This is a genomic window from Geobacter sp. FeAm09 (assembly GCF_008330225.1).
Taxonomy (GTDB): Bacteria; Desulfobacterota; Desulfuromonadia; order Geobacterales; family Pseudopelobacteraceae; genus Oryzomonas.
Window position 1 is genome coordinate 82,854 of the sequence record NZ_CP042466.1, and the last position, 14,034, is coordinate 96,887.

Annotated in this window: 8 protein-coding genes; 4 read left to right on the forward strand and 4 right to left on the reverse strand. The window is 62.8% G+C overall.

Translation table 11 applies throughout. From position 1 onward, the window contains the following. Positions 1-203: 203 nt before the first annotated feature. The 4 genes from FO488_RS00460 to FO488_RS00475 all read left to right on the forward strand — a co-directional run bounded on the left by FO488_RS00460 (position 204) and on the right by FO488_RS00475 (position 7,924). The gene (locus FO488_RS00460; RefSeq protein ID WP_149208724.1) at positions 204-992 is read left to right on the forward strand and encodes a cytochrome C; all 789 of its coding nucleotides are present in this window, start codon (positions 204-206) and stop codon (positions 990-992) included. A 51-nt stretch (positions 993-1,043) separates the two neighbouring features. Continuing rightward, on the forward strand, positions 1,044-5,255 hold the full coding sequence (locus tag FO488_RS00465; RefSeq protein WP_149208725.1) for a hypothetical protein: 4,212 nt from the start codon (positions 1,044-1,046) through the stop codon (positions 5,253-5,255). 470 nt (positions 5,256-5,725) lie between these two features. Continuing rightward, positions 5,726-6,043, forward strand: coding sequence for a hypothetical protein (locus FO488_RS00470; protein WP_149208726.1), 318 nt, complete (start codon positions 5,726-5,728; stop codon positions 6,041-6,043). Positions 6,044-6,052: 9 nt separating this feature from the next. Beyond that, positions 6,053-7,924, forward strand: a complete 1,872-nt coding sequence (locus FO488_RS00475; protein ID WP_149208727.1) for a tetratricopeptide repeat protein — start codon at positions 6,053-6,055, stop codon at positions 7,922-7,924. A gap of 51 nt (positions 7,925-7,975) precedes the next feature. Here the strand turns inward: FO488_RS00475 and FO488_RS00480 are convergent, their stop codons facing one another. Genes FO488_RS00480 through FO488_RS00495 form a run of 4 tightly spaced genes read right to left on the reverse strand, consistent with a single transcriptional unit; the run spans position 7,976 to position 13,990 of the window. Further along, positions 7,976-8,746 (reverse strand): glycosyltransferase family 2 protein, encoded by a 771-nt coding sequence (locus FO488_RS00480; RefSeq protein WP_149208728.1) that lies wholly within the window; start codon positions 8,744-8,746, stop codon positions 7,976-7,978. Between the two features lie 57 nt (positions 8,747-8,803). Further along, positions 8,804-10,681, reverse strand: coding sequence for a tetratricopeptide repeat protein (locus tag FO488_RS00485; protein ID WP_149208729.1), 1,878 nt, complete (start codon positions 10,679-10,681; stop codon positions 8,804-8,806). Continuing rightward, complete coding sequence (locus tag FO488_RS00490) at positions 10,678-12,354, reverse strand: tetratricopeptide repeat protein (RefSeq protein ID WP_168205816.1); 1,677 nt, start codon at positions 12,352-12,354, stop codon at positions 10,678-10,680. The genes FO488_RS00485 and FO488_RS00490 overlap by 4 nt, the downstream gene beginning before the upstream one ends. A gap of 13 nt (positions 12,355-12,367) precedes the next feature. Then, positions 12,368-13,990 (reverse strand): tetratricopeptide repeat protein, encoded by a 1,623-nt coding sequence (locus FO488_RS00495; protein WP_149208731.1) that lies wholly within the window; start codon positions 13,988-13,990, stop codon positions 12,368-12,370. Positions 13,991-14,034: the final 44 nt, after the last annotated feature.

Below are 14,034 nucleotides of genomic sequence, written 5' to 3' on the forward strand. Positions count from 1 at the left end.
GTGGATAAATATCTGAAATATAGTAACAACCTGGAATTACAGGCCCAGGGTAAAAAACAGCACCAGGCTTTTCCGGTACTGACAAACCGGCGAGAGGAAAGGCGGAAAGGAGACGAGGCAGACAGATACCAAACCCGAATGCTGTACGAAAGAGACTGGCAGTAGAATCCAATTTTAGACGAAAGAAAAGGAGACAGCTTACAATGAGAAAACAGATTTTGACTGCACTTGTGTTTGGTGCTCTCGGCGTTGCCTCGGCTGCACTCGCCGCGCCTGGGGATGGTGTTCTCAACTCGCCCCACAACATGACGACTTACGGCTATACCGATTCCAACGGGCGCGTGTGCGCATTCTGCCACACCCCTCACCATGCCGCCACCAGCACGAATGTCAGCGATTATCTGCCGCTTTGGTCCCGCGCCACGGATACCACGGTGTTCACCACCGCTTATGCCAGCTCGACCATCAACGCCGCCGAACTGCAGGAAACCACCAGCGACAAGGCTATCGGCCCGACCCGTCTCTGCATGAGCTGTCATGACGGCACGATCGCCCCTGACCAGCACTACGGCAACACCGGCACCGCCGCCATGTTGACCGGCGACAACTTCCCGACCCTCGGCAACGGCGCAGGCGTTGGTGCCGGCACCGCCGGTCTGTCCAACGACCATCCGGTCGGCTTCAGCTACACCGATGTGGCCGTCGGCCCCGCCACGGGCAGCCCGTCCGCCAGCGATATCTCCGCCGCCACCGCCAATCAGGATCCCTGGATTCGTCAGGCGAGCGTCACCTACACCGGCAACACCTACAATATCACGGTTCAGGACCGCCTCTATTTCTCCAACGGTAAATCGTACATGACCTGCGCTACCTGCCACGACGTGCACAACAAGAAGAACACGTACACGACTACGGGCACCGAGCCGGTCAACTACCTGGTGCTGGCACCGCAGAAGGATTCCGCCCTCTGCCTGACCTGCCACATCAAGTAGACCGGCCTGTAGGCAGAAACTTAGCGATTGAGAATCTGAAAGGAGAAAAGAATGCGTAAATCTGCAGGCTTACTTATAACAGTCCTGCTTCTCCTGGTCGTTCCGGTCCTCGCCAGCGCGATGACATTGACGATCAAGGTAACGGGACCCACCGGCGTGGCGGGCAACAATGTCGCGCTCTCCGGTGGAACTGCGGCAACCGTGACGTCGGGTCTGAAATACTACTACCCGACCACCGCCACCTCGGCCACCATCAGCATGGCTGCCGGCTATACCTCCACGGTCAAGGTCGACGGCATTACCCAGAACCCCAACTATACGGGTACGGTCGGTCCCTGGACCTCCGGCTCCCACTCCGTTGAGGTCGCCTACAGCGGCACCGCCGCCACGACCTATGCCGTGACCATCACCCAGACCACGGGCGGCACCGTGTCCATCAAGCTGCCCAACGGCACCTCCAACTCCAGCGGCGCTTCCGGCGTCTCCTCCGGGACGAGCATGCCGATCACCATCTCGGCAGCCGCCGGCTACAAGATCGCCACCTATAACATCGGCGCAGGCGTCGTGGCCTACGGCGGCACCGTTGCCGGCGAAGTCCTGACGCTGCCGTTCACCTGCACCGCCAACACGGCGGTAACGGCCACCTACACCCAGGCCCCCACGCTCAGCGCATCGCTGTCCGCTCCGCTGAACGGCTACACGAACACCGCGGTCAACGTCAAGACCACCGCAACCAGCACCGCTTTTGCCGCCTACACCTCCTCCACCGGCATCATGTACAAGTACAATGCCAGGAAAGCAGCCGCCGGTTCCGCTTCGGTCGGCGCCGCCGACAGCACCACCAAGACCTTTGCCTTCACCCCGGATACCGTCACGGACTACATCGTTTCCGTGAAGGCATACCTCACCGCCAATACGGCGGTCTTCAAAAACATGTCGAGCCGCGTCACGGTGACCTCCCTGACCGCCGCCATGAACAACCAGTGCACCTCCTGCCACGGTCCTTCCCCGCTGACCTTCTCCCAGATCGTGGCTGACTACAACGCCGGCGTCAATGCCGGGGTAACCGCATGTAACAACGCGGCCTGCCACGGCGGTTCGCCCCACACCAGCCTGGACCTGCAGAAGGGTAATTTTGCACTGTCCTCGCACAAAAACGGCGCTCACGGCATCCTGTACGGAGCTAACATCTGTACTACGTGCCACAGCCATAAGACAAACCCCACGGCCGCCTATGTTGCGTACTCCTCTACCGGCAAAGTCTCCCGTACGCAAGCTTGCCAACAGTGCCACGCAATCGGTTCCGGCTATGGCGTGTTCAACAGCCAGACCGACACCGACCTGAAGAAGCCCCACGGCAACGCCAACAAGGTCTTCACCATGAACGTAGGCGTCACCACCGTCGGCTGGTACTCGGGCAGCAGGTACGTCTTTGCCAATGCATCGACCTCCTACGTCTCCCCGGCCGACGCCTGCTCCAACTGCCACGGCCACAACAACGTGATCAACGGCGAATACGCCGAGAACTACCATTCGGCCAACAACCGCTGGAAAACCTCGTCGAGCCGCGCCTGGAAATACCAGGGGTACAGCTCGGCGGTAACGCCGGCCAACGTCTCCACCGACGGCTGCGTACGCTGCCACACCACCACCGGTTATGTGAATTTCGTAGCTAACTTCACCAACCTGCAGGCCTGGGGCTTCCAGGAGACCGGTTACACGGTGCAGACCTCTTCGGCCGCTGCAAACAACACCAACACCGTCTCTGAAGCGGTCAACTGCCGCGCCTGCCACACCGACGCGGAAGGCACCGTGCGTGTCGTCGCCGCCGCACAGGCCTACTACAACATGACCACCGTGCCGTTCGGCAAGCTGAACAGCGGCCTGGTCCAGTACAGCGACTTCAAGAACTCCAACGTCTGCATCCCCTGCCACATGGGGCGCAACGGCGCCACCAATGGCAACCTGCTTGACACGATCGCGACGAACTTCGCCGCCTTCGCCAGCATGACCAGCTTGACGGTCGGTACCGTCTCCGTCAGCCCGGGCGTACCCCACGGCGTCAACCAGGCCGGTATCCTGGATGCCAACATGGGCTACAAGTTCGGCAACAGCTACGTCAACGGCACCAACAGCCACGCCTACCTGGGCCGCTCCGGCGGCGATGTGGCCACCACCACCGATGCCGGTCCCTGCGTGACCTGCCACATGGACAACGACAGCGGCCACCGCAAACACGGCTTCGAAGTGTACAGCGCCACGGCCGGCAACAAACTGGCAGTGCCGACGGTCTGCTCCAACTGCCACGGCAAGGCCTTCAACGGCAACAACATCATCGCGGCTGAAGAGAAGTTCAACGCCGCCGTCAAGGTCCTGGCCGAGATCATGGCCGACGAGACCCTGACCTTCACCGGTACCCCGCTCCTGAGCACCAGCTACGGCTGGGCCAATGCTGGTGGCGGCCCGGGTGCAAACTCCGCCGGCAACAAGTATAACTTCGCCGGCAAGGCCGCCGACCTGAAGAAAGTCCTCGGCGCCTACTACAACCTGAAACTGCTGCAGAACGACGTGGCCGCCTTCGCCCACAACCCGGGCTACGCCAAGTGGCTCATCGCCCAGTCCATCGACGCGGTTCGCGTAACCTCCGCCTCGACCCCGGCTGCCGGCGTAACCTCCAAAACAACCACCTCGGCCGCCGACGCCATCAGCAAGGTCACGCCGGTCACGGGGAGCACCAGCCGCCCCACCGCTTCCGACATCACGGAAGCCGCTGAGTTCCTCAAGGCGGACGGTCACTACGCATCCGGCACCTACAAGGTCCAGTACGTACTGAACGGCGGCAGCGACTGCGCAACCTGCCACTACCCGAATGAGTCCGATACCCAGGCCGCGGCCCGGGTCGCCTGGTCCGAGTCCGGCCACGGCGAAACCACCGCTCTCCCCTGGATCCCGGCCTCCAACCACCTGTGGAGGGCTGCCGGTGTAACGACGTCGTTCGCCACCAACGTACCGGCAACCGACTGCGTACGCTGCCACACCGCAGCCGGCTTTGCCCAGTTCGTGGGCGCCGACGGCTCCACGGCATTCACCAACGTCAAAGCGGTAGCTACCGACGGTACGGTCAACTCGCCGCTCAACTGCAACACCTGCCACGTTAATCCGCTGACCTCCACGAGCGCACGGCTTACCGTCCCGGCAGTCTCCACCTACTACAACATCAGCTCTGCTGGTGTGAAGGCTCACCTCAACGCGACCTTCCCGGATGTGGGCGAGTCCAACATGTGCATCCCCTGCCACGCCGGCAGGCTCTCCGGTGCTGCCCTGGTAACGGCTGCCCCGGGTCTCAACTTCTCCAACAGCAGCTTCCAGAACAGCCACTACATGGCGGCCGCAGGCCTCATGTACGCCAAGGTCGGCTTCACCGCCTTCACCACCGCCACGACCCCGGTTGCCTCTGGCAGCACCACCTCCTACGGCATGTCCCTCACGTCCAATGCCGACATGACCGTCAGCACCACCGGCGCTGCAATCGCCGGTGCACTCACCAGTACCCACCGCAACCTGGGTACCGCCGCCATGCATGGCGACAGCCATAACACGGCGTACTTCGTGTCCGGCAACCTGGACACCAACGGCCCCTGCGTCACCTGCCACCTGAAGGGGTATGAAACCGACCAGACCGTGCGCCCCGGCGCCGGCCATTCCTTGAAGGTCGATGCCGCTGCCTGGCAGAACACCTGCAACAACTGCCACGCCGCCGAAGCGGGCATGAACGCCGCCGGCGACCAGCCGCTGCTGGTTGAAGAGCAGAAAGTGCCCTTCGACACCGCAATGAGCATCCTCCAGACCCTGGTCCAGACCAAACTGGGTACCGAGTTCGATTCCTCGGCCTATCCCTACTTCTACAAAGCGGGCTTTGCTCACACTTCTGCCAACGCTCTGAAGAACTGGACCGCCTTCACCACCGGTCTGGCAACACCGCTGAAAAACGAAGGTGCGGCATTCAACCTCAACCTGCTGGCACGCGAGCCGTATGCGTTCCTGCATGCCCGCACCTACACCCGCCGCCTGATCTACGACACCATCGACTACCTCGATGACGGTCTGATGAACCAGTCGGTCAGCACGTACCTGGCCGCCAGCGGCGGTATCGGCGCCAAACCGGCCGATGCCAGCGGCACCACGGCCAACGATGCGGTATGGCAGTACTTCCTGGGCTACAACCGTACCTCCAAGGCCTGGAATACCGCAGAACGTCCGTAGTCATGATGTAGTTGCCTGATATGTTGTGCAATATGGCCCCACCTCGTACGAGGTGGGGCTTTTTTTAAACCGGCAGTGCGGAGGCGGACGTTACAGACGATGGTCCACGAAAGACGCACGTATTCGGCGCTGTCCGGTGTCGTCTTGGCAAGAGAGTTTTATCCCCTCACCCGGCCTTCGGCCACCCTCTCCCGGCGGGAGAGGGTGCCCCAAAAGGGCGGAGAGGGGAATGTTGGTTTGCCGCACCAACCCGACCGGACATTGCCGGCACCTATTCAAAGGTGCCCCAGCCTGCCGGGTGAAAGGCCGATTCACCGTACCGCCACGTGGTTCGTGTTTTTCGTGGATTCAAAGGCTGTTTTAAGGCTAATGCCGTTGCGGTCGGCCCCGGGATTTGATAGCATGCAGATCGAGTGCGGAAGGCTCCGCAGGGTGGGCTGCTACAGTCGGCGGGAGATGGGGGAGGCGACATGACAAGGGAATTGGCGCTGGCCGGGTTGATGATGGTGCTGTACGCCCTGCCGGTTCAGGCCGGCCACGGCACCATCCGCGAGACGGATACGGAGATCGTCATCGAATACAGCGGCGACAGCCAGGACAAGCCGGCTGAAACAAAGGCGGCGCAGCCCCCTCCACCCACCCAGGCCGTCCCCGCCGATGTGGATCGGGCGCCATCGCGCCGGGCCCGCGGGCAGAGCGGCGACTCCGATTCCCAGGAAACGGACGAAACCGCACGGTCCCGGGCGTCGCACCGGGCCGAGCCGCCCCGGGGACCAACTTCGGAATAGGATCCTGCCATGGCGGCTTTGAACTCCGACAGTACGCATGATGCCGTCGTCAGGCGGTTGCGCCCCCACCTCCTCCCGCTTGCCCTCCTTGCGGCAGCGACATTCCTGGTATACGGCCGGTGTCTTGCCCATCAATTCCTGAACTGGGACGATCACGGCTATGTGACCGCCAATAGCGCGGTGATGGGCCTCACGGCAGAACATCTGCGGAGAGCGTTCAGCGACTATTTTGTCGGCAACTACGCACCGGTCCAGATTATCTCCTACATGGCCGACTATGCGCTCTGGGGGTTGCGGGCCTCGGGCTTCATCTTCACCAACATCCTGATCCATGCCGCCAACGGCATGCTCTTCTATGCGCTGCTGCTGCAGGTGACCGGCCGGCGGCTCTGGGCCTTCGGGGCGGCGTTGGTCTTTCTCCTCCACCCTGTGCAGGTGGAGTCGGTCGCCTGGATCTCCCAACGGAAAAACCTCCTGGCGATGCTGTTCTTTCTGGCGGCATTCCTGAGCTACAACCGGTACCGGGAGTGCCCCCCGTCCCCGCTTTCCTCGGGAAAAAGAGCCTATTACGCCCTGTCCGTCGTCCTGTATGTTCTGGCGTTGTTGTCCAAGTCGGTGGCCGTGGTGCTCCCTCCGGCGCTTCTCGTGTTCGACCTCTGCTACGGTTGCCGGAAGAGCCTGAAGGAGCTGCTGTACGACAAGATTCCCTATGCGATCGCCGCGGGGGCGGTCGCCCTGATCGCGCTTGAAAGCCAGATGCCGGAGGCGGGTGGCGGGAGACGGGATTATTACGGTGGCTCGCCCATGGCGACGGCATTGACCATGGTGCCGGTCTTCGTCAGGTACCTTGGGCTGATGTTCTGGCCGCACCGGCTCAGCGCGGTGTACACGCCGCAGGTACGGACCGGCGTGGATGCCGTGGTTGTCCTGTCGGCATTGCTCCTCACGGCGGTCCTGGGTGCCGCCATCATGCTCTTCCGCAAGGACCGGCGCCTGTTTTTCTGGGTGGCCCTCTTCTTTATCGGCCTGCTGCCCGTATCCCAGATCGTGCCGATTGTAACCTTGATGAATGATCGCTATCTGTATTTTCCTATGCTGGGAGGCGCCGCCTTTGTCGCGGGGAGTGGGGTATGGGCATACGACCGCCTGCGCGGCACCAGGAGGGCGGCGGCCTGCGCGGGTCTTGCGGTGCTGCTGGGGCTTGCCATGCTGTCGTTTCAGCGGGCGGCCGTGTGGAAAGACTCGTTTACCCTGTGGAGCGATGCCTACGCAAAGGCACCGCAGACGCCGCAGACCACCTATTATCTGGCCGACGCATATAACGGGCTGGGCAAAACGGACGAGGCCCTGCGCTATTACCGCCTGGCTCTCAAGCAGTCTCCCCATGACCGGGACATCCTGATCGCCTTGGCCGACCTCTGCGTGCAGACCGGGCGGCTTGAGGAAGCGGGGCCTCTCCTGGATGAGCTTCTGAGGAGCAATCCCGGCTATGCGTACGGCTACCAGGTCATGGCGATGTATCACATCAAGCGGGGAGATGTGGTGCGAGCCGAAGAGATGGCCCGTGTTTCCGTGGGGCTGGACCCCGCTTCGCCCGAGGGGCTGCACTGCCTCGGCAAGGTGTATGCCGCGCGCGGCAACTACCGGGGGGCGCTGGATCTGTTCCACCGGGCGCTTCAGCTTGATCCCCATAATCCGATGCTGTGGTACAACAGCGCCTGTGCGGAAGCCGCCGTCGACAATGTGCCGGAGGCGCTGGCCCACCTGCGCAGGGCACTGGAGACGGGACTGCAAAAAAATCCCCGCGCCATCGCGAATGACCCCCGGCTACGTCCCCTGACAGCCGTTCCCGAGTTCGAAAATATCCTCCGGCAACGCTAGTGTCCCGTGCGGGGGGTACCGTTGGCCGTCTTGGGATGAAGGCGGCACCGCCTATGATTGCCGTACCCTGTGTGGCGGGGTGTCCTGGCGGAACAGCCGCGACGTGAACAGCCCCCAGGCGGCGAGCCGGAAACTGAGCGCGGTTTTCAGGACGCCAAAGCCATAGACGGTGCTGCGGTAGAAATTGATGGAAGATGCCTCGGGGAAATACTTGGTCGGGCAACTCACCTCGCCGATCCGGAAACCGAAGAAGACGATCTGGGCCAGCATCTGATTGTCGAAGATGAAGTCGTCCGAATTCATGCCCAGGGGAAGGGTTTCAAGGAGCCGGCGGGAAAAAGCCCGGTAGCCGGTATGGTATTCCGAGAGCTTCTGGCCGAGCAGGATGTTCTCAATCAAGGTCAGAAAGCGGTTTGCAACGTACTTGTACAGCGGCATGCCCCCCTTGAGCGCCCCGGTCCCGAGGATGCGCGAGGCGAGCACGGCGTCGAACTCCCCGTAGGCGATCATCGAGGCCATGGCCGGCACCAGTTTCGGCGTGTACTGGTAATCCGGGTGCAGCATGACGACGATATCGGCCCCACATGCCAGCGCGGCACGGTAGCACGATTTCTGGTTGCCCCCATACCCCTTGTTGACCGGATGGATAATGACGGGAATACCGAGGCGGCGAGCCACCTCCGCTGTGTCGTCATGGCTGGCATCATCCACGAGGATCATCTCGTCCACGATGTCGGAAGGAATTTCCCGCCACGTCATCTCCAGGGTTCGCGCCGCATTGTAGGCCGGCAGTACCACCACGATCCTCTTGCCGTTGAGCATGTCATCACATTCCGTGCCGTAGTTTTGCGCCGACGTCAGCCCCCGGTGCTCTGCGCATCAGGGTTGGGCGGCTTGTAAGCGTTCAATCTCCTGCAGCATCCTGGTGGCCTTGGGGTCGCCGGGCCTGAGTTGCAGGACGGTCTGCAATTCGCGGACCGCCTCATCCGCATATCCCTGCAACAGCAGCGCCAGGGCCAGGTTGTTTCTGAAGTCGATGCGGCCGGGGCGCAGCCGCACGGCGATGGAAAACGCCTCGACCGCCCGTTCGGGGCTGCCCAGGTGGATGTAATTGCCCCCCATGTTGTTGAAGGCGTCGGCATTGCTGCTGTTCAACGTCGTAGCCCTGTGATACATGGCGGTGGATTCCTGGACCATCCCCAGTTCCTTGTAGACGATGCCGAGGTTGTAGTAGGCGTCGGCATAATCCGGTTTCAGACTGATGGCGTTCAGCAGCTCGCCGAGGGATTCGGCGTGCCGGTTCTGCCGCACCCGGATGGTCGCTATCATGTTGTAGGCCCGGGCCTTTCGGGGGCTTTTCGCCTTGACGTCGCTCCAGAGGCGCTCGGCGTCCTGCCAGACGATGTTGCGCCGGAAGGTGGCGACGGAGAGGGTGGCGACGGCCACGGCCAGCACCACCAGAAGCGCGCCGCCGGCGTGCGGCAGGCGGGAACGGAGCCGCTCCGCCCCGGCGAACAGCAGGGCTGCGACGGCCACGAACAGGCCGGCCGACGGCAGGTAGACCCGGTGCTCGAAGATGACGTCGAGAATGGGGATGAGGCTGGATTCCACGGCAAGGGTGATGAAGAACCAGAGGATGCCGAAGGCCATAAGACGGGAAAGGGCTGCGCTTTCTCCCGCCGCGCCTTCTTTTTTATCCTGGCGGTAGAGCCACCCGGCCAGGGCGAGCAGGGCGAACAGCAGGGCCAGGGAGAGGAAGGCCCGGGGCTCCAGCAGGGAGTGGCTGATGGGGTAGTCGTGGTCCAGGTTCTGGTTGACCGGGAGCAGGAACAGGCGCAGGTAGGTGACGATGACGCTGAACTGGGTGCAGAGGTATGCCCAGCGTGAGAAGGGCCATTTGAACGAGGTCGCGTCGTTGATGACGCTGCCGGGCGCCCCGGTGAGGGCGCCGAAATCGATCATGGTGGCCGGTATGATCAGCATGGTCATGAACATGGGTGCCAGCAGGAGAAGGAGCCTGCGGCCCGGCCTGCCGAAGAAACAGAACTCGTAGAGGAGCACGGCCAGGGGGAGGGTAAAGGCGATCTCCTTGGTTTTCATGGCCAGAACCGCGGCCAGGAGCGACAGCAGATAGAAGGGGGCCACCCGCCGGGAGCGGAAGGGCGCCCCCTCGGCTTGGGCCATCCGCCAGCGAATATGCAGGAGCAGTGCCGCCAGGTAGAAGAGGGTGGTCAGGGATGCGACCCGCTGGTAGATGTAGGTGACGGCCTGGGTCTGCATGGGGTGGCAGACGAAGAGCAGGGCGGCGCAGAGGGGGAGCAGGCGGATGGTCTGGTCGTGTGCGCCGGGCCGTTCGCGGAAGAATGGTGTGCGCAGGGTGAGGGTCACGAGCCCGTAGACGAGCAGGGCGTTGATGACGTGGATGGCCAGGTTGACCACATGGTATCCGGCCACGTTCAGGCCGCCGAAGTAGTAGTTGAGGGCAAAGGTGAAGATGGCGATAAAGCGGTTGGGGAAGTTTTCATAGCCGCTGCCGTTGGCAAGGAAGTTGCCCAGGGACCGGATGACCGGGTTCTCCACGATGTTTTCTTCGTCGTCGAGATGGAACGGGACGTGGAAGGTGTTGGCATAGCAGAGCAGGCCGACCACCAGTATGGCGAGCAGCGGGATGTAGGGTTTTGAGGGGAGCCTGGCGGCGATCCTCGCCAGGGGGGACTCCTGGGAGGGCGAATGCGTGGGGGACGTTACCGTTTTCATGGGCGTGCTTCTCCGTCAGTAGTCTCAATTTGTGCCTGCCGGTCCATCTCCCGCCGGATCTCCTGCAGCAGGACGACAGCCCGTTCCTCGTCCGGCTTCAGCCGCAGGCCGGCTTCAAACTGCTCTATCGCCTCCCCGTAGCGTCCGGCAAGGTAGTAGGCCTGGGCCAGGTTGAAACGGGCGTCGGCGCTTTTCCGGTTGAGCCGCACCGCGGCCGTGAACGCCTGGACCGCCTCGTCGAGCCGTCCCTGTTTGGCATGGTATACGCCGATCTCGTTGTGGGCGCGGAATTTTTTCGGGCTCTTTTTCTTCACGTCCTCCCAGAGGGAGAGCACGCTCTCCCATACCATGTTGCGCCGGTAGGTGGCCGCCGACAGCACGAGTGCGGAGAGGGAAAGCAGCACGATGATGGTGCGGACGGCGGGAAGGTGGGCTCCGAACCGTGCCGCGCCACAAAAGAGCAGGCTCGTTGCGGCCATGAAGAAGCCGGCCGACGGCAGGTAGACCCGGTGTTCGAAAATAAAGTCCGAAATCGGGACCAGGCTGGATTCCACGGCAAGGGTGATGAAGAACCAGAGGATGCCGAAGGAGGCCAGGCGAGGCAGGGGGCCGGCCTCCGGGGAGGCGCCGCTCCTGCGCCAGAGCCGCAGCGCCAGGGCAATGATTGCCAGCAGCAGGGCCAGGGAGAGAAAGGCCCGCGGTTCCAGCAGCGAGTGGGTCAGGGGGTAGTCGTAGTCCAGGTTCTGGTGGACCGGGAGCACCAGCAGGCGCAGATAGGTGACGATGACGCTGAACTGAGTGAGCAGGTAGTTCCACCGGGGGAGCGGATCCCCGCCCGGCCTGGTCGCGCTGCCGGCCTCGGCGAGGATGGCGCCGGCCGGCCGGTGCAGATCCACCATGGTGAGGGGGATGACCAGCATGGTCACGGCCAGGGGCGCGAGCAGGAGGAGGAGTCTGCGACTCGGTTTGCCGAAGAAGCAGTATTCGTAGAGGAGCGCGACCAGGGGCAGGGTGAAGGCGATCTCCTTGGTTTTCATGGCCAGCAGGGCGCACAGGAGCGATAGCAGATAGGGGATGAGCACCTGCGGCGAGGCAACGGCCTTCCCCCCGGCGTAGGCGAGCCTCCAGCAAATATGGAGGACCAGCGCCGCCAGGTAGAAAAGGGTGGCCAGGGAGGCGACCCGCTGGTAGATGTAGGTGACGGCCTCCGTTTGCAGAGGGTGGCAGACGAAGAGGAGGGCGGCGAAGAAAGGGATGAGGGCCGCCGGCTGAGAACCGGCGGGGAGCGCTGCGAAAAACGGGGTGCGGAAGGTCAGCCGGAGCAGGGCGTAGAGCAGGAGCGCCGTGACGATGTGGATCGCCAGATTGGCGATATGGTAGCCAACCACGTCCAGCCCGCCAAAGTGGTAGTTGAAGGCAAAGGAAAGGGTGCCGACATAGCGGTTGCCGTTGAACTCGTAGCCGCTCGCGTTGGCAAAGAAGTTGCCCAGTGACCGGATGACCGGGTTGTTCTCGATATTGTCCAGGTCGTCGAAGACAAAGGGTACTCTGAAGGTGTTCGAGTAGCAGATGAGGGCGAACAGCACCAGAATTGCGCCGTGGAAGAGCGCGTGGTGCAGCAATGCCCCTCTTTTCGTTTTTTGCTGCTGCATGGGATCCGGTATCGTGGACATGGGCCGCCCGTCGCTAAGGTGTGGTCTGCCCCTGGAGAAGCTTGAGGGCTTCCCGGGCTTTTGCATGCTGTGGATCGAGAGACAATGCGATCCCGTACTCGCGGGCGGCTTCCCGGGTGCGGCCCTGTGCGCCGTAAAGCTGGGCCAGGTTGAAGTGAACGTCAGGGTTCCAGGGATAGAGCCTGTTGACGGTTTCGTAGGCCCTGATAGCCTCGTCATAACGTTCCACCGAGGTGTAATACATCCCCAGATTGGCGTAAATGCGCGGCTTGTTCGGGCTTTTGCTTTTGGTGTCCGTCCAGAGGCGCTCGGTATCCTGCCAGACGATGTTGCGCCGGAAGGTGGCGACGGAGAAGGTGGCGACGGTCACGGCCAGCACCGCCAGGAGCGCGCCGCCGGCGTGCGGCAGGCGGGGACGGAGGCGCTCCGCCCTGGCGAACAACAGGGCTGCGACGGCCACGAACAGGCCGGCCGACGGCAGGTAGACCCGGTGCTCGAAGATGACGTCGGCAATGGGGATGAGGCTGGATTCCACGGCAAGGGTGATGAAGAACCAGAGGATGCCGAAGGCGGCAAGGCGGGAAAGGGCTGTTGCGCCATCCGCGCCGGCTTTTGCGCTGCGGCGGTAGAGCCACCCGGCCAGGGCGAGGAGCGCGAACAGCAGGGCCAGGGAGAGGAAGGCCCGGGGCTCCAGCAGGGAGTGGCTGATGGGGTAGTCGTGGTCCAGGTTCTGGTTGACCGGGAGCAGGAACAGGCGCAGGTAGGTGACGATGACGCTGAACTGGGTGCAGAGGTATGCCCAGCGTGAGAAGGGCCATTTGAACGAGGTCGCGTCGTTGATGACGCTGCCGGGCGCCCCGGTGAGGGCGCCGAAATCGATCATGGTGGCCGGTATGATCAGCATGGTCATGAACATGGGTGCCAGCAGGAGAAGGAGCCTGCGGCCCGGCCTGCCGAAGAAACAGAACTCGTAGAGGAGCACGGCCAGGGGGAGGGTAAAGGCGATCTCCTTGGTTTTCATGGCCAGAACCGCGGCCAGGAGCGACAGCAGATAGAAGGGGGCCACCCGCCGGGAGCGGAAGGGCGCCCCCTCGGCTTGGGCCATCCGCCAGCGAATATGCAGGAGCAGTGCCGCCAGGTAGAAGAGGGTGGTCAGGGATGCGACCCGCTGGTAGATGTAGGTGACGGCCTGGGTCTGCATGGGGTGGCAGACGAAGAGCAGGGCGGCGCAGAGGGGGAGCAGGCGGATGGTCTGGCCGTGTGCGCCGGGCCGTTCGCGGAAGAATGGTGTGCGCAGGGTGAGGGCCGCGAGCCCGTAGACGAGCAGGGCGTTGATGACGTGGATGGCCAGGTTGACCACATGGTATCCGGCCACGTTCAGGCCGCCGAAGTAGTAGTTGAGGGCAAAGGTGAAGATGGCGATGAAGCGGTTGGGGAAGTTTTCATAGCCGCTGCCGTTGGCAAGGAAGTTGCCTAGGGACCGGATGACCGGGTTCTCCACGATGTTTTCCGAATCGTCGAGGACAAACGGCACCTGGAAGGTGTTGGCGTAGACAAGCACCGCCAGGGTGACGAGGATTGCGGCATGGGCCAGCGGAAAACCGGCATGTCTGGTCGCCGTGGTGCGAGTGGTCATGCCGGTTGTCCTGTCGCGCCGAATGATGGTGTTCTCATGGTGTA

What these genes read in the sequence shown, in the direction of transcription:
- FO488_RS00460 (WP_149208724.1), top strand. Translation starts at nt 204, where the DNA reads ATGAGAAAACAGATTTTGACTGCACTTGTGTTTGGTGCTCTCGGCGTT.
- FO488_RS00465 (WP_149208725.1), top strand. Translation starts at nt 1,044, where the DNA reads ATGCGTAAATCTGCAGGCTTACTTATAACAGTCCTGCTTCTCCTGGTC.
- FO488_RS00470 (WP_149208726.1), top strand. Translation starts at nt 5,726, where the DNA reads ATGACAAGGGAATTGGCGCTGGCCGGGTTGATGATGGTGCTGTACGCC.
- FO488_RS00475 (WP_149208727.1), top strand. Translation starts at nt 6,053, where the DNA reads ATGGCGGCTTTGAACTCCGACAGTACGCATGATGCCGTCGTCAGGCGG.
- FO488_RS00480 (WP_149208728.1), bottom strand. Translation starts at nt 8,746, where the DNA reads ATGCTCAACGGCAAGAGGATCGTGGTGGTACTGCCGGCCTACAATGCG.
- FO488_RS00485 (WP_149208729.1), bottom strand. Translation starts at nt 10,681, where the DNA reads ATGAAAACGGTAACGTCCCCCACGCATTCGCCCTCCCAGGAGTCCCCC.
- FO488_RS00490 (WP_168205816.1), bottom strand. Translation starts at nt 12,354, where the DNA reads ATGTCCACGATACCGGATCCCATGCAGCAGCAAAAAACGAAAAGAGGG.
- FO488_RS00495 (WP_149208731.1), bottom strand. Translation starts at nt 13,990, where the DNA reads ATGACCACTCGCACCACGGCGACCAGACATGCCGGTTTTCCGCTGGCC.